The organism is Amycolatopsis sp. A133 (genome assembly GCF_031082405.1).
Taxonomy (GTDB): Bacteria; Actinomycetota; Actinomycetes; order Mycobacteriales; family Pseudonocardiaceae; genus Amycolatopsis.
Genome location: NZ_JAVHJU010000034.1, coordinates 145,639 through 159,855, shown reverse-complemented (window position 1 = coordinate 159,855; position 14,217 = coordinate 145,639). Strand labels below are relative to the sequence as shown.

Here is a 14,217-nt window from a genome sequence, read left to right as displayed (position 1 = left end):
GTGCGATCGAGATTAGGGATTTCGCCCGTTCGTGTGGATTCGTTCCAGTCCGTGGACGGGTGCGTCAGCTCACAGGATCGGCTGCGGCGCATAACCCGCGGCGCCGGGGAACCGCTCGAGGACCTGCGCGACGCGCTCGGCGACCTGCGCGACCTGCCGCCCGGCCGTGCCGGTGAACGAAATCCGGTCGGCGAGGAGTTTGTCCAGCTCACCGCGGTCGAGCGGGATGCGGTCGTCGGCCGCGAACCGGTCGAGCAGGTCGTTCTCGGCGCGCCCTTCGCGCATCTCGAGCGCGACGGCGACCGAGTGCTCCTTGATCGCTTCGTGGGCCGTTTCCCGCCCGACGCCCGCGCGGACCGAAGCCATGAGCACCTTCGTCGTGGTGAGGAACGGCAGATAGCGATCCAGCTCACGCTCGATCACCGCCGGGAAGGCGCCGAACTCGGCGAGCACCGTGAGGAACGTCTCCAACAGGCCGTCGAGCGCGAAGAACGCATCCGGCAGCGCCACGCGGCGGACGACCGAGTCGGAGACGTCACCCTCGTTCCACTGGTCGCCGGCCAGCTCGCCGATCATGGACAGGTAACCGCGCAGCACCACGGCGAGACCGTTGACCCGCTCGCAGGAGCGGGTGTTCATCTTGTGCGGCATGGCCGACGAGCCGACCTGGCCGGGCTTGAAGCCCTCGGTCACCAGCTCGTGGCCCGCCATCAGCCGGATCGTCTTGGCCAGGCTGGACGGCGCCGCGGCGAGCTGGACCACAGTGGACAGCACGTCGAAGTCGAGCGAGCGCGGGTACACCTGGCCGACGCTGACGAACCGCCGGTTGAAGCCGAGGTGCGCCATGACGCGGTCTTCCAGATTGTCCAAAGTAGACTCGTCGCCGAGCAGGTCGAGCATGTCCTGCGCGGTGCCGACCGGGCCCTTGATGCCGCGCAGCGGGTACCGCTCGATGAGGTTGTCGAGCCGCTCGAAGGCGACCAGCAGCTCGTCGGCCGCCGTGGCGAACCGCTTGCCGAGGGTGGTGGCCTGCGCGGCGACGTTGTGCGAGCGCCCGGCCATGACCGTGTCGGCGTGCTCGACGGCGAGGACGGCCAGCCGCGCCAGCACGGCGGCGACGCGGGTGCGGACGAGCTCCAGGGACCGGAGCAGCTGCAGCTGCTCGACGTTCTCGGTGAGGTCGCGGGAGGTCATGCCCTTGTGGACGTGCTCCTGCCCGGCGAGCTCGCTGAACTCCTCGATCCGCGCCTTGACGTCGTGCCGGGTGACGCGCTCGCGGGCGGCGATCGACTCGAGGTCGACGTTCTCCAGCACGCGCTCGTAGGCCTCGACGACTCCGTCCGGTACCTCGACGCCGAGGTCCTTCTGTGCCTTGAGGACGGCGAGCCACAGCTGCCGTTCCAGGACGACCTTCTGCTCCGGGGACCAGAGCGAGACCAGCTCGGCCGAGGCGTAGCGGGCGGCGAGTACGTTCGGAATGCGGGGCTTGTCCGTCACGCCCTCACGATACCTGCGCAGGTCAGCGCGGCTCGGCCCCCGGTCGCCGGGTCACCACTCGGCGAAGCTGCCGTCGTCGTGGCGCCACACCGGTGAGCGCCACGCGTGCCCGGTCTCGTCCGCGCGCCGCACGGCTTTCTCGTCGACCTCGATGCCGAGGCCGGGCTTGAGCGGGCGCGCCGCGTAGCCGTCCTGGAACGCGAAGATCGACGGGTCCACGAGGTACTGGTGCTCGCGGCCCTCGTGGTAGTGCATGCCCACACTCTGTTCCTGGATCAGGAAGTTCGGCGTCGCGAACGCGACCTGCAGCGACGCGGCCAGCGAGATCGGCCCGAGCGGGCAGTGCGGTGCCAGCGAAGCGCCGTACACCTCGGCCAGCGCGCCGATCCGACGCAGCTCCGAGATGCCGCCGGCGTGCGACGGGTCCGGCTGGACGACCGCAACGCCGGCGTCGAGCACCGGCTTGAACTCCCAGCGCGAGTAGAGCCGCTCGCCGACCGCGATCGGCACCGTGGACGCCTCGACGACCGCGCGCAGCGCGTCGCCTTGCGTCTCCGGCAGCACCGGCTCCTCGACGAACATCGGCTGGACGTCCTCCAGCAGCCGGACCAGCCGCCGGGCCATCGCGGGCGAGACGCGGCCGTGGAAGTCGATCGCGAGGTCGCGGTGCGGGCCGAGCACCTCCCGCGCCTCCCACGCGCGTGCCACCGCCGCGTCGGCCTCGGCCGGGGACGCGATCGCCGCCAGCGGGCCCGCGACGTTCATCTTCACCGCCGTGAACCCGGCCTCGACCTGCGCGGACACGGCTTCGCGGATGCCGGCCGGGCGATCGCCGCCGACCCAGCTGTAGACCCGCACGCGGTCGCGGACCGGGCCGCCGAGCAGTTCGTGCACCGGCGCGTCGCGGACCTTCCCGGCGATGTCCCACAACGCTTGGTCGAACCCGGCGAGCGCGCTGGAGAGCACCGGGCCACCGCGGTAGAAGCCGCCGCGGCGCAGCACCTGCCAGTGGTCTTCGATGCGCAGCGGGTCCTGGCCGATCAGCAGGTCGGACAGCTCGTGCACGGCCGCGCGCACGGTCGCCGCGCGGCCCTCGACCACGGGCTCGCCCCAGCCGCAGATGCCCTCGTCCGTGCTGAGCTTGAGGAACAGCCAGCGCGGCGCGACCAGGAACGTCTCAACCCCGGTGATCTTCACCCGTGTCCCCCTCTACGCGGAATCCTTGGCGGCGGACCAGCCGCCGTCGACGGTCAGCTCGGCCCCGGTGACGAACGACGCGGCGTCCGAGAGCAGGAACGCGATCACGTTCGCCACCTCGGCCGGATCGCCGAGCCGGCCCGCGGGGGTCGCCCGCGCGCTGCGTTCGCGGTCCGCCGGCGAGATGTGGCGCCAGGCCTCGGTCAGCACCGGTCCCGGCAGCACGGAGTTGACCCGCACCTCGGGGGCGTATTCGACGGCCAGCTGGCGGGCCAGCGAGACCAGCGCGCCCTTGCTGGCGGCGTACGCGGGGTGGCCCGGCAACCCGAAGTGCGCGTGCACCGACGAGACCAGCACGACCGCGCCGCGCCGTTGCCGCAGCGACGGCAGGCAGGCCTTCAGGGCGAGGTACGTGCCGGTCAGGTTGACGTCGAGCTGGCGCTGCCACTCGGCGAGGTCGATTTTGTGCAGCGGCCCGGTGCTCGGGACGTAGGCGTTGCTGACCAGGGCGTCGACCTCACCGATGGCCGCCCACGTCGCTTCGTCGCCTACGCTGCCCCGGATCGGGACGACGCCGTCGGGGAGTTCGGCGATGTCCACGCCGAGCACGCGGTAGCCGGCTTCCAGGAGCTTGCGGGCGGTCGCCAGCCCGATCCCGGACGCCGCTCCGGTCACCACCGCTGTCGGCATCGCCTCTCCCGTCCTCGCAGCACTCGGGAGAGAATAAATCCTAATTTAAGATTTCACAAGGTAAACTGCAGCCATGAGCTACCGCTGGGAGATCACGGCGTCCGCACTGCACCAAGGAGTCATCGGCATCGTGCGCACCCGCGATGCGGAGTCGGCGGTTTCGGCGGCCCGCGTCGCGCTCGAAGCCGGGCTGCGGTCGATCGAGCTGCCGCTGACGAATCCTGGCGCACTGGACGCGATCTCCGGCCTCACGGCCGCCTACCCGGACGCGACGATCGGCGCCGGCACGGTGCTCGACGAGCCGTCCGCCGTGCTGGCGATCCGCGCCGGCGCGCGGTTCCTCGTGTCGCCGTCGGTGGACGCCGCGGTGATCCGCACCGCTCACCGGTACGGCGCGGCGGCCTTCCCCGGCGCCGGTTCGGTGACCGAAATCGTGCGGGCGCTGGAAGAAGGCGCCGACGCGGTGAAGGTGTTCCCGGCTTCGGCGCTGGGGCCCTCGTGGGTGTCGGACGTGCGGGCGGCGCTGCCGCAGGCCCCGCTGGTACCCACCGGCGGCATCGGCCCCGACGACGTGCCAGGCTGGCTTTCGGCGGGTGCGGTCGCCTGCGGGATCGGCTCGGCGCTGACCCGCGGCACGACCGCGGAGATCACCGCCCGCGTCGAGACGCTGTTGAGGAGCGCGCATGGCTGAGCTGGTCTTCGTCGGGTGCTACACCGGCGACGCGGGGAACGGCACGGGGATCACGACGTTCTCGCGGACGCCGTCGGGTGAGCTCCGCGAAGCCGCTGCCCTGCCGCTGGAGTCGCCGTCGTGGCTGGTGAGGCACCCCTCGTTGCCGGTGCTGTACGCGGCCAACGAGCTGTCGGACGGTGGTGTGACGGCGTTGGCCATCTCCCCTTCGGGGACGTTGTCGGTGCTGGGCACGGCCGAGACGGGTGGCGCGCACCCGTGCCACCTGGCGGTGACCCCGGACGGCCGTTTCCTGTTGTGCGCCAACTACACGGGCGGCAGCCTGGCGGTGTTCTCGCTGTCGCCGTCGGGTGCGCTGGAGTCGCGGACCGCGCTGGTCCAGCACTCCGGCAGCGGCCCGGTGTCCGACCGCCAGGAAGCGGCGCACGTCCACATGGCCGTTCCGGGGGCGTCGATGGTGAGCGCGGTCGACCTGGGCACGGACGAGATCCGCAGTTACACGCTGACGCCGTCGGGCGAGCTGGAGCCGCTGGCGGTGTCTTCGCTGCCGCCGGGCACGGGACCGCGTCAGCTGGTCCGGCGGCCGGGCACCGACCTGGCGTACGTGGTCGGCGAGCTGGCGGGGACCGTGGTGACGGTCCGGGAAACCTCGCCGGGCGCGTTTTCGGTGGTGTCGGTGGCCGCGTCGACGCACGCCGAGCCGTCGGTCCCGAATCTGGTGGCCCACTTGGAGCTGTCGGGCTCGCGCATGTACGTGTCGAACCGCGGCCCGGACTGCGTGACGGAGTTCGCGCTCGACGACGCCGCCGCGGTGGCGGACCAGCCGTGCGGCGCGAACCCGCGGCACTTCGCGTTGGTGGGCGGGACTTGTTACGTGGCCGCGCAATCGGAGGACGCGATCACGGCGTTCACGCTGACCGCGTCCGGCGAAGCGGAGCTGCGGTACTACCCGACGGGGTCGCCGACGTTCGTGCTGCCGGTTTCCCTGCCTTGACGCGGAGCGACGCCGTGTATTCATAATGCCGTCATCACCTGCTGGCTGAGAGGGCCCTCCATTGACCGAACACCGGCCACGCGGGCTGCACGGCCAGACCGTGGAGGCGCTGGCCAGCCGGATCCTCTCCGACGAGTGGGGCGAGGGCACCGTCCTGGACCTGCCCGCGCTGCGCGAAGAGCTCGACATCAGCCTCACCGCGCTGCGCGAAGCGCTGAAGGTCCTGGCGGCCAAGGGCATGATCGACGCCCGGCAGAAGCGCGGCACCTTCGTCCAGCCGCGCGAGAAGTGGAACCTGCTCGACGCCGACGTCATGCGCTGGCAGACCGCGGCCGCCGACGACCCCGGGCTGCTCGACGAGCTCACCGAGGTCCGCGCGGTCGTGGAGCCCGCCGCCGCCCGGTTCGCCGCCGGGCGCGCGTCGGAGGAGGACATCGAGTCACTTCGGGACGCGCTGGCCGACATGGCCGCGGCGGGTGACGACCCGGAAGCGAGCGTCCAGGCCGACCTCGCCTTCCACCGGCGGCTGATGGCCGCCACCCACAACAACTTCCTGATGCGGATGGAACGGGTCATCGCGATCGGCCTGGCCGAGCGCGACAAGCTGGTGCACGGCGCGTCGACGGCGGAGGACCCGGTGCCGAGCCACCGCAAGGTGTTCGACGCGATCGTCGCGGGCGACCCGGCCGCGGCGGAGCAGGCGATGCTCGCCCTGGTCACGAAGGCCCGCGACGACCTCGAAAAGGCTCAGCGCACGCGCTCGTGAGTGGTAAGGCGGGTTCTAACCCGCTTTACCACTCACGACCGGCCGCGGCAGGCTCATTCGGCGAGGGCCGCCTGGAGCATCCGGGCCGCCGCCGCGCGCGGCTCCGGGTCTACCGCGATCAGGGCGTTGACGACCGCGCCGTCGACCAGCGCGACCAGCCGTTCCAGCTCGGTGGCGGTGACCGGGGTGCCCGAGCGGGCGAAGATCTCCGTCAGCAGCTCGTTGAGCTGGGCCGACAGCGTCCGCATCAGCGGCCGCAGGTACGGGCGGCGGCCGGTCGCGACCAGCCGCTCGTACCGCAGGAGGACGGCTTCGGCGTCGGCCGCCTGGTCACCGCTCTCCGGGCCGAGCAGCATGTCGAGCACCAGGTCGACGGTCGCCTGCACCCCGCGGTTGCGGGTCGCGAGCTCCTCCAGCCGCCGGCGGCCGGTCGCCAGCTCGGCGCTCGAGTGGTGCTCGACGGCCGCCGTGACCAGGTCTTCCAGCGAGTCGAAGTAGTACGTCGTCGAAGCGAGCGGCAGGCCGGCCCGCTCGGCCACCGCCCGGTGCCGCACGGCGTCGAACCCGCCCTCGACGAGCAGTTTCGCGGCGGCCTCGACGAGCGCGGCGCGCCGTCGCTCCCCCTTCGGGGTGGTCGCAGCGGTCATGGCCGGTCATTCTGCCAACCGGGCGGACCCGGGCTCAGAAGCGGGGCGCGAGATCGCGGGCGAACCGGTCCACCTGCCCGGCGTACGGCGCCGCCGCTCCCGCGGAAGGCACGCTGACCAGCACCAGCACCCCACCGGACGCGGTACTCACCCGGGCCGTGACGGTGCCGGCGGGCTGGGACTTGAAGAGCTCCGGGATGCCCTTCGGGTACACCGCCGCGGCGACTTCGCCGCCCGGAACCGGGAACCCGGCGGACCGTGCCACCGTCGAACAGGCGCCGCCCGGGACGGCCTGGGTGGCAGTGACGTGGCCGGGGAGCTCGCCAGCGAGGGCGATGGCGAGCTCCCCGTCCACCTGTTCGCACCCGGAGGCGCCTTCGGCCAGCTGGCCGGTCCTCCCGTCCCCGTCACCCCCCTGCTGAGGTGGCTGGGCCGGGAAGTTCGGTGACTCCTCGCCGATCTGAGGACGCATCGAGCCGTCCCCCGGTTGCGCGGAGCCCGGTCCCGCTTGCGCGGGCGCGGCGTTGTCCTTCGCCGCGGTGAGCGACCCGGGGGTACCCCCGGAGACGACGCCGTACGCACCGAACCCGACGACGACCAGCGCGACCGCGCTCACCCCGGCGGTGATCCGGTTCCGGCGGCGCGCGGTCTGGCGGCGGGATTCGCGGACGACGTCGTCCTGGGTGAACGTCGGCGACGGCGCGTCCGGGGGCGCGGCGGAGAACAACGAGCGCAGCTCCTGCTCATCCATTGGTCTCCACCTCCCGTTCGAGGACCTGCCTCAGGTTCGCCAGCCCGCGGGCGGTCTGGCTCTTCACGTTGCCTTCGCTGCAGCCCAGCGCCTTCGCCGCGCCGGTCACGTCGAGTCCTTCGAAGAACCGCAGGACCAGCACCGCCCGCTGCTTGGGCGGCACTTCCTTCAACGCCGCGAGCAGGTCTTCCCTGGTCGCGACGAGGTCGTCGAGCCCGGGCGAGTCGTCGGGCGGTTCCGGCAGCGTCTCGGTCTGCCACTCGCGCCGCCACGGCCGCCGCGATTCGTCGATCGACGCCCGCACGAGCGTCGTGCGGACGTACGCGTCGGTCGCCGCGCGATCCCTGATCTTCTTCCACCTCCGGTGCAGTGCGACGAACGCCGTCTGCGCGAGGTCGTCCGCCCGGTGCCAGTCACCGCAGAGCATGTACGCGGTCCGGCGCACGGCGTCCCGCCTGGCGGCGAAGTACTCCGCGAACTCCTGCTCGTCGCGCTGGTCCACGCGCAGTCGTGCTCCGCTCGGTTGTCGTTCGCCCGGGAGGACGGAATCAGGGGCGTCCACGGTTGCACGGACCGGCGGGGTTCGACCACCCGAGGGCTCATTGATCCCCACGACGTGGGTGTGATGTGATCGCAACGTGACCTTCACGCTGTCCGTCCTGGACTTCCGCTCCGACACCGTCACCCGGCCGGATGACACGATGCGCGCGGCGATGGCCTCCGCCGAGGTCGGGGACAACGTCCTCGAACGCGACCCCACGGTCGCGGAGCTCGAGGAACGGGCGGCGCACGTCCTGGGCATGCCGGCCGCGCTCTGGGTGCCGAGCGGGACCATGGCCAACCTGATCGCGCTGAGCCTGCACCTGCAGCGCGGCGACCGGTTCCTGGCGACCCGCGGCGCGCACGTGCTGGCCAACGAGCTGGGCTCGGCGGCGTGGTTGGCCGGCGGCATGCCGGACATCCTGGAGCACGACGGCGGCCCGGGCCGCCCATCGCCCGACGCCCTCGCAGCCGCGATCGGACAACCCGGGCCGTACTTCACATTACGGACATCGCTCCTCTGTCTCGAGAACACCCACAACGCGGCCGGTGGCGCGGTGACGCCGCCCGACGAGCACGCCCAGCTGCTGTCCGTCGCGAAGGAAGCCGGCCTGACCGTGCACCTCGACGGCGCCCGCCTCTGGCAGGCCGCGGTCGCGCTCGAAGTACCGCCCGCCGCGCTGACCGTCGGCGTCGACACCGTGTCGGCCTGCTTCAGCAAGGGCCTCGGCGCGCCGGTCGGCTCGGTCGTCGCGGGCAGCACGGCGTTCGTCGAACGGGCGCGCCGGATGCGGCAGATGCTCGGCGGCGGCGTCCGGCAGGGCGGCGTCCTGGCCGCGGCCTGCCTGATCGCGCTGGACCGCATCCCGGAGCTGGCCGAGTCGCACGAAAACGCCCAGCGGCTCGCCGAGGGCCTGCGGGAACACGGCTGGCCGACCAACGTCCCCGACACCAACATCGTGCTCGCCGAGGTACCCGACATCCCCACCGCGCTGGCCTGGCTCGATTCCCTCGGGATCCGCGCGGTGCCGATGGCGGGCAAGGTCCGGTTCGTGACCCACCGGGACCTGAGCGCGGCCGACGTCGAAGAAGCCCTGCGCCGGATCAAGACCGGCGCCTGAAAGTACTGGGGACAGATGAACTGGATCGTGTTCGACTACGGCGACGTGCTCAGCAAGCCGAGCGCCGCCCTCCCGGACCTGGCCGCGGCGATGCGGGCCCCGCTGCCGCAGTTCCTGGAGGCGTACTGGGGATACCGGATCCCGTACGACGCCGGCAGCACGCCGCTGGAGTACTGGCAGGCCGTCGGCGACGCCGTCGGGGTGCCCGTCGACGAGGCCCTGTCGGCCGAGCTGACCCGCATCGACGTCGAAGGCTGGGGCCACCTGGAGCCGTCTTCGGCGGCACTGCTCGAAGCGCTCTCCGAAGCCGGCGCGAACTTGGCGCTGCTGTCGAACGCGCCGTCGGTGTTCGGCGAATGGGTCCGCGCGCAGGACTGGGCGCGGTACTTCCGCGTGACGCTGTTCTCGGGCGACGTGCGGTGCGTCAAGCCGGACGCGAAGATCTTCCGCCTCCTGCTCGACGAGCTCGGCGCCGAGCCGGCCGACTGCCTGTTCTTCGACGACCGCGAGTCCAATGTGGAGGGAGCACGGGCGGTGGGGCTCCGGGCCCAGGTGTGGAACGGCGCCGACGCGGCCCGCGCCTGGCTGGACTGAGGCTTCACCCACACCGCACGGCCGCCTACCCGCCGTGATCCCCGTGTCCTAGGCTGTGCGCGTCCCCGACCCCGGTAGGTGCCCATGGTGACGAGCGAACGACCGTCGGCCCGCGTCGACTTCGAGCGGCCGAGCTTCGCGCGCGTCTCCGACGCGCTGATGGGCGGGCAGAACCACTACGAGCCCGACCGCGCCGTCCTGCGGCAGCTGGTGGCCATCGCGCCGGAAGCCCCGGCGATGGCGCGGGAGGTGCGGCAGTGGCTGATCCGCGCCGTCCGCTACCTGACCGAACGGCTGGACGTCGACCAGTTCCTCGACCTCGGTTCCGGCTTCCCGACGGTGGAGAACACCCACCAGGTGGCGCAGAAGTACAACCCGGAAGCGCACGTCGTCTACGTCGGCGACGACCCGGTGGTGGAGGCGCACGGCCGGGCCCTGCTCGTCGACAACGACTTCACCCACATCTGCGGCACCGATCCGCTGAACCCCGGCGAAACGCTCACCGGGGTCGCCCAGTTCATCGACCTCGGCCGGCCGGCCGGGCTCGTGCTGTGCGGGGTCGTCGACCACATCGCCGACCTCGAGCAGGCGCAGCAGGTGGTCAAGTCCTACGTCGGCGCGCTGGCGCCGGGTTCGTACCTGCTCCTGCTGCACCAGCACAACCCGGAAGACGGCTCCGAAGCGGCCGCCGTCGCGGCGTCGCTGCAGGACCGGTTCGGCCGCACCGGGCTCGACACGCGCTACCGCACCCGCGCCGAGATCACGGCGTTCTTCGACGGCCTCGACCTGCTCGAGCCCGGGCTGACCCCGCCGCACCAGTGGTGGCCCGACGGGCCGCGCCTGGCGCCGCTGACGCCGGTCAACTGGACGGCGTTGGGCGGCGTGGCGCTGATCCCCTAGTAGCGGTTGATGCGCCGCGGGTCCTTCTTGCCACCGCTGATCGCCTTGTAACCGGCGGCGCCGAGGAAGGCGATGCCGCCGATGATCGCGATCCACAGGACGGCCTTGAACACGAAGCCGATCACGGCGCCCAGCACCATGAACGCCACCCAGGCGACGATCAGGGCGCCGACGATCTTCCAGAACATGGTTCCTCCGATGCTTCCCCGTGGCCCCACCGGCCCGATAGCTACACAGTGCCACCCGCCGCGGTGAAACTCCCCTCGGAACGGCAACGTTCGGGGTTTATTCAGGGTTCCCCCTGGCCAGCCAGGCACCCAAGCGCCGGACCCCTTCGTCGATGTCCTCGGCGCTGCCGGCGAAGGAGAACCGGACGTACTTGCCGCCGTCGACCGGGTCGAAGTCGACGCCGGGGGTGATGGCGAGCCCGGTGTCGGCGAGCAGCCGCTGGCACCAGCTCAGGCTGTCTTCGGTGTAGGCGCTGACGTCGGCGTAGGCGTAGAAGGCGCCGTCGGCGGGGGCGAGCTCGCCGAGGCCGATGCGCTGCAGGCCGGCGAAGAGCCGATCGCGGTTCGCGCGGTACCGCTCGACGTGCGCGTCCGCTTCCGCGTACGCCTCGGGCGTGAAGGCGGCGAGGGCCGCGTACTGCGAAACCGCGGGCGGGCAGATGGTGAAGTTGCCGGTCAAGACGTCGACCGCGCGGTGGAGGCGCTGCGGCACGAGCATCCAGCCGAGCCGCCACCCGGTCATCGCGAAGTACTTCGAGAAGCTGCCGAGCACGAGCGGCTCCCGGCCGTACTGCCACGCGCAGTCGAGCTCGGCGCCGTAGGAGATGCCGTGGTAGATCTCGTCGCTGATGAGCTGGACCCCGTGCGAGGAGCACCAGCCGGTGATCGCGGCGAGCTCCCCGGGCGGCAGCACGGTGCCGGTGGGGTTGCTCGGGCTGGCGACGATCAGGCCGTCGATCGGGCCGAGCTGGTCGAGCAGTTCGACGGTCGGCTGGAAGTTCGTCTCGGCGGTGGTGGCGAACTCGACGACCTCACAGCTCAGGACGGAGAGCAGGTTGCGGTAGGCGGGGTAGCCGGGCCGCGCCATGGCGACCTTGGCGCCGGGGTCGAAGGCGCTGAGGAAGGCGAGCAGGAAACCCCCGGACGACCCGGTGGTCAGGACGACGTCGTGCGCCTGGACGTCGACGTCGTACCGCTTCCGGTAGTGCCCGGCGACCGCCTCGCGCAGCTCGGGGATACCGAGCTGCTCGGTGTAGCCGAGGGTGCTCTTGCGAAGGGCTTCCTGGGCGGCCTCGAGCACGGGTTTCGGCGCGGGCGCGGACGGCTGCCCGGCGGCGAGGGACACGAGATCACCGTGACTGCGCTGCCGGGCGCCGGCCGCGGAAAGGACGTCCATGACGTGGAAGGGCGGCACGCCGGCCCGCAGCGCGGGCCCGGCGAAAGCTCCGAGGTCGGCCATGGGGCCAGGCTAGTAGCCGCGGTAGGCACCACCGTGGGCCATGGCCTTGATGCCGGGCACGTTGTCGAGGCCGCCGTACCGGTCGAAGGAGTACCGCACGCCGGCGATGATGTTGTCGACCGGGTTGTAGATGTTGTCGTGCCCGGGGAGTTTGTGGGCGTTGAACGTCGAATCGATGCACTGCATGAGCCCCTTGGACGGGTGCCCCGCGGCAGCATTCGAATCCCAATTGTTTATGGCATTTGGATTTCCGCCGGATTCGTGCTGAATGATCGCCCAAATCTTCGGAATGTCCGCTTCCGTCACCGGGATACCCGCGGCCTGGAGGGCCTTCATGGCCTCCTGGATCCACTGCTGGACGTTCCCCGGCGGCGGCGAGGACGGCGGGCCGCCGCTAGGGCCGAGGCCGCCGCCCCCACCGCCGCCGCCTCCACCGCCACCGCCACCGCCGTGGGAGGAGCCGTTGCTGTGGATGCCGCCCGTGCTCTTGGGGGCCGCGGCGGAGCTGCTCGGCAGCGGGACCTGGTCGTAGCCGCCCTCGATTTGCTGGGACATCAGCTTCTGGGACGCCTTGATCGCCGTGTCGGCCTGGGTTTGCAGGCCGGTCACGTCGCCGTCGAAGCCGGCCGTGATGGTGTGGATGTCGGTCTTGGCCGTGGCCAGGATTTCCTCGGCGGTGGGGCTGGGCCCCGGCTTGCCCTCGTCGTGGGCCTTCTTCGCCGCGGCCAATGCGTTGTTGATCTGGGTTTCGGCCGTGGCGTTGCGCTCGTTGACCGCCTTCTCCGCGGCGAGCTGCTTGTCCCCGACGTTCTTCTTGATCTGGTCGAGGGTCTTCGCGAGGTCGTCGAGGTCCTTGGCGACGTCCTCGAGGTGGGTCTGTACCTTGGTTCCGGCGTCGCGGACCTGGCGGACGTACTGGAAGAACTGGTCCGCCGCCGGGCCGGCCCACACGCTGCCGTTGAGCGCGTCGGTCGAATTCTTCAGGGAAGCGTTGTGGTCACCGGCGTTCTTGCCCGCCTCGCGGAACTGCGCGGCCGCCGCGGTGATTTTTCCCAGATCGACCTTTTCCACCTGGTCGACCTTCTTCATGAAGGCGTCCCAATTGTCCGGCGTTCCGGCGCCGACCGCGTTCAAACCCACTCTTGTGCCCCCGCTTACTTGTCGACGTGCAGTTTCAGATCGCTCGCCCCGACCTGGTCGGTCTCGGCGATCAACCCCGCGGCCTTGCGCATGGCGAACCCCAGCGCCTCCATGTGCTTGCCCGCCGCGTCGAACTGGTTGTGCACACCGTCCTTGAACTTGCCGACCGCGCCGTGCGCGTCGCCGGTTTCGTCCATCCCGCCGAAGGGGCTTTCCTTCTCGTGGTCCAGGCCGGTGACCTTCTGCTTGGACTTGTCGAACTCGTCCTTCAGCTTCTCCACCTGGCCGGCCGCGATGGCCATCGAGTCCGGGTCGTAGACAGGCACGGTTCGTCATCCCCTTCGCCAAACTTGTCTCCGCCCGTTCAGACGTCGTCATGACCAGGACGGTTCCCGCGCTTACTTTATGACTTCGCCCGGTGCGCGGGTACGGCTCTCCGCCAACTTCCACCCCAGCGGGGTTCAGGCCTCCGCCATCAGTTCGCGGATCCTCGTGGTGAGCAGGGCGTTGTCCGCCGGGGTCACCGTGGCCCACTCGCGGCCGTCGCGGTCGGGGGCGACCTGGAACAGGTAGCGGCCCGCGTCCGTGTCGAAGAACGCCACCACCCGGTCCGCCCGGTGGACCACTCCGTCGCGTGAGGTGCGTTCCGCGCCGAACTGGCCGCGGGCCTCCTGGCCCAGCAGCATGCCCGACAGCTCCTGGGCCTGGAACAGCGGTATTCCGCGGTCTTCCAGCGCCGTGACCAGCGCCTTTGCGTCACCCTTCGCGGCCGCGTCGGCGGATTTCACGACGTCGTGGGGCAGGCTGACCGTCTGGCCGACGCCCGGGGCCAGATCGCCCGCCACCGAGACCGCCGCCTCCGCCAAGCCGTCCTCGGTGGCCGGGATCAGCCAGACCTCGCCTTGGTCGACCACCGCCAGCACCGCCTGGCTGCGCACGCTGACCGCGCGGCCGCGGATCTCGCGTTCCGCCCACACCCACACGTCGATCCCGAACTGGGGCCGCGCCAGCAGGTGCAGCAGGTCGGCCAGCTCGCCGGACGCGCGCCGGTTGCGGGCCAGGCGCCGCTCGCTCAGCGACGCCCACGCCGACTCCACCAGCTCGAGCCGCTCGGTGCGGGTGGTTCCTCCGCTCGGCACGTCCAGCGCGACGTGCCGCCGGGGCAGTTCGAAGGACTCCCAGAGCACGTCGAACTCGAGGGCCGAGAGCACGAGCGACACGG

General features: G+C 71.4%; 17 protein-coding genes. 6 read left to right on the top strand and 11 right to left on the bottom strand.

The genetic code is table 11. From position 1 onward, the window contains the following. Positions 1–69 precede the first annotated feature (69 nt). Genes purB through Q5425_RS22630 form a run of 3 tightly spaced genes read right to left on the bottom strand, consistent with a single transcriptional unit; the run spans position 70 to position 3,384 of the window. Entirely contained in the window at positions 70–1,497 is a 1,428-nt protein-coding gene (purB, locus tag Q5425_RS22640; protein WP_308674274.1) for an adenylosuccinate lyase, read from the bottom strand. Positions 1,498–1,548: 51 nt separating this feature from the next. Next, the gene (gene dgoD / locus Q5425_RS22635; protein ID WP_308674273.1) at positions 1,549–2,694 is read right to left on the bottom strand and encodes a galactonate dehydratase; all 1,146 of its coding nucleotides are present in this window, start codon (positions 2,692–2,694) and stop codon (positions 1,549–1,551) included. 12 nt (positions 2,695–2,706) lie between these two features. Then, a complete protein-coding gene (locus Q5425_RS22630) occupies positions 2,707–3,384 on the bottom strand; it encodes an SDR family oxidoreductase (RefSeq protein ID WP_308674272.1) in 678 nt (225 codons plus the stop codon). Between the two features lie 73 nt (positions 3,385–3,457). Between Q5425_RS22630 and Q5425_RS22625 the strand changes: the two genes are divergently transcribed. From Q5425_RS22625 to Q5425_RS22615, 3 genes are all read left to right on the top strand, one after another. Beyond that, a complete protein-coding gene (locus Q5425_RS22625; protein WP_308674271.1) occupies positions 3,458–4,075 on the top strand; it encodes a bifunctional 4-hydroxy-2-oxoglutarate aldolase/2-dehydro-3-deoxy-phosphogluconate aldolase in 618 nt (205 codons plus the stop codon). After that, positions 4,068–5,069 (top strand): beta-propeller fold lactonase family protein, encoded by a 1,002-nt coding sequence (locus tag Q5425_RS22620; protein ID WP_308674270.1) that lies wholly within the window; start codon positions 4,068–4,070, stop codon positions 5,067–5,069. The genes Q5425_RS22625 and Q5425_RS22620 overlap by 8 nt, the downstream gene beginning before the upstream one ends. Before the next feature lie 61 nt (positions 5,070–5,130). After that, on the top strand, positions 5,131–5,835 hold the full coding sequence (locus Q5425_RS22615; protein ID WP_308674269.1) for a FadR/GntR family transcriptional regulator: 705 nt from the start codon (positions 5,131–5,133) through the stop codon (positions 5,833–5,835). Positions 5,836–5,888: 53 nt separating this feature from the next. On the opposite strand, the gene Q5425_RS22610 is transcribed toward Q5425_RS22615, so the two are convergent. From Q5425_RS22610 to Q5425_RS22600, 3 genes are read right to left on the bottom strand one after another with little or no spacing between them, the layout of a single operon-like run. Further along, positions 5,889–6,482 carry a TetR family transcriptional regulator gene (locus Q5425_RS22610; protein WP_308674268.1) on the bottom strand — a complete coding sequence of 198 codons (594 nt, stop codon included), beginning with the start codon at positions 6,480–6,482 and terminating at the stop codon, positions 5,889–5,891. 34 nt (positions 6,483–6,516) lie between these two features. After that, a complete protein-coding gene (locus tag Q5425_RS22605; RefSeq protein WP_308674267.1) occupies positions 6,517–7,233 on the bottom strand; it encodes a hypothetical protein in 717 nt (238 codons plus the stop codon). Then, positions 7,226–7,735 carry a SigE family RNA polymerase sigma factor gene (locus Q5425_RS22600; protein ID WP_308674266.1) on the bottom strand — a complete coding sequence of 170 codons (510 nt, stop codon included), beginning with the start codon at positions 7,733–7,735 and terminating at the stop codon, positions 7,226–7,228. The genes Q5425_RS22605 and Q5425_RS22600 overlap by 8 nt, the downstream gene beginning before the upstream one ends. Before the next feature lie 136 nt (positions 7,736–7,871). Between Q5425_RS22600 and Q5425_RS22595 the strand changes: the two genes are divergently transcribed. From Q5425_RS22595 to Q5425_RS22585, 3 genes are all read left to right on the top strand, one after another. Beyond that, a complete protein-coding gene (locus Q5425_RS22595; protein WP_308674265.1) occupies positions 7,872–8,894 on the top strand; it encodes a GntG family PLP-dependent aldolase in 1,023 nt (340 codons plus the stop codon). Positions 8,895–8,909: 15 nt separating this feature from the next. Next, a complete protein-coding gene (locus tag Q5425_RS22590) occupies positions 8,910–9,488 on the top strand; it encodes an HAD family phosphatase (RefSeq protein ID WP_308674264.1) in 579 nt (192 codons plus the stop codon). Positions 9,489–9,572: 84 nt separating this feature from the next. After that, positions 9,573–10,388: an SAM-dependent methyltransferase gene (locus tag Q5425_RS22585; RefSeq protein WP_308674263.1), complete on the top strand. Its 816-nt coding sequence runs from the start codon at positions 9,573–9,575 to the stop codon at positions 10,386–10,388. Here Q5425_RS22585 and Q5425_RS22580 read toward each other — a convergent pair. From Q5425_RS22580 to Q5425_RS22560, 5 genes are all read right to left on the bottom strand, one after another. Continuing rightward, positions 10,385–10,576 (bottom strand): hypothetical protein, encoded by a 192-nt coding sequence (locus Q5425_RS22580; protein WP_308674262.1) that lies wholly within the window; start codon positions 10,574–10,576, stop codon positions 10,385–10,387. The genes Q5425_RS22585 and Q5425_RS22580 overlap by 4 nt on opposite strands. A gap of 97 nt (positions 10,577–10,673) precedes the next feature. Further along, positions 10,674–11,855, bottom strand: a complete 1,182-nt coding sequence (locus Q5425_RS22575) for a pyridoxal phosphate-dependent aminotransferase (protein ID WP_308674261.1) — start codon at positions 11,853–11,855, stop codon at positions 10,674–10,676. A gap of 9 nt (positions 11,856–11,864) precedes the next feature. Continuing rightward, positions 11,865–12,995, bottom strand: a complete 1,131-nt coding sequence (locus tag Q5425_RS22570; RefSeq protein WP_308674260.1) for a transglycosylase SLT domain-containing protein — start codon at positions 12,993–12,995, stop codon at positions 11,865–11,867. Positions 12,996–13,009: 14 nt separating this feature from the next. Beyond that, positions 13,010–13,321 (bottom strand): hypothetical protein, encoded by a 312-nt coding sequence (locus Q5425_RS22565; RefSeq protein WP_308674259.1) that lies wholly within the window; start codon positions 13,319–13,321, stop codon positions 13,010–13,012. A 135-nt stretch (positions 13,322–13,456) separates the two neighbouring features. Then, complete coding sequence (locus Q5425_RS22560) at positions 13,457–14,215, bottom strand: ESX secretion-associated protein EspG (RefSeq protein ID WP_308674258.1); 759 nt, start codon at positions 14,213–14,215, stop codon at positions 13,457–13,459. Between the last annotated feature and the right edge of the window lie 2 nt (positions 14,216–14,217).

What these genes read in the sequence shown, in the direction of transcription:
- Q5425_RS22620 (WP_308674270.1), top strand. Translation starts at nt 4,068, where the DNA reads ATGGCTGAGCTGGTCTTCGTCGGGTGCTACACCGGCGACGCGGGGAAC.
- Q5425_RS22630 (WP_308674272.1), bottom strand. Translation starts at nt 3,384, where the DNA reads ATGCCGACAGCGGTGGTGACCGGAGCGGCGTCCGGGATCGGGCTGGCG.
- Q5425_RS22575 (WP_308674261.1), bottom strand. Translation starts at nt 11,855, where the DNA reads ATGGCCGACCTCGGAGCTTTCGCCGGGCCCGCGCTGCGGGCCGGCGTG.
- Q5425_RS22585 (WP_308674263.1), top strand. Translation starts at nt 9,573, where the DNA reads ATGGTGACGAGCGAACGACCGTCGGCCCGCGTCGACTTCGAGCGGCCG.
- Q5425_RS22625 (WP_308674271.1), top strand. Translation starts at nt 3,458, where the DNA reads ATGAGCTACCGCTGGGAGATCACGGCGTCCGCACTGCACCAAGGAGTC.
- Q5425_RS22590 (WP_308674264.1), top strand. Translation starts at nt 8,910, where the DNA reads ATGAACTGGATCGTGTTCGACTACGGCGACGTGCTCAGCAAGCCGAGC.
- Q5425_RS22610 (WP_308674268.1), bottom strand. Translation starts at nt 6,482, where the DNA reads ATGACCGCTGCGACCACCCCGAAGGGGGAGCGACGGCGCGCCGCGCTC.
- Q5425_RS22605 (WP_308674267.1), bottom strand. Translation starts at nt 7,233, where the DNA reads ATGGATGAGCAGGAGCTGCGCTCGTTGTTCTCCGCCGCGCCCCCGGAC.
- Q5425_RS22580 (WP_308674262.1), bottom strand. Translation starts at nt 10,576, where the DNA reads ATGTTCTGGAAGATCGTCGGCGCCCTGATCGTCGCCTGGGTGGCGTTC.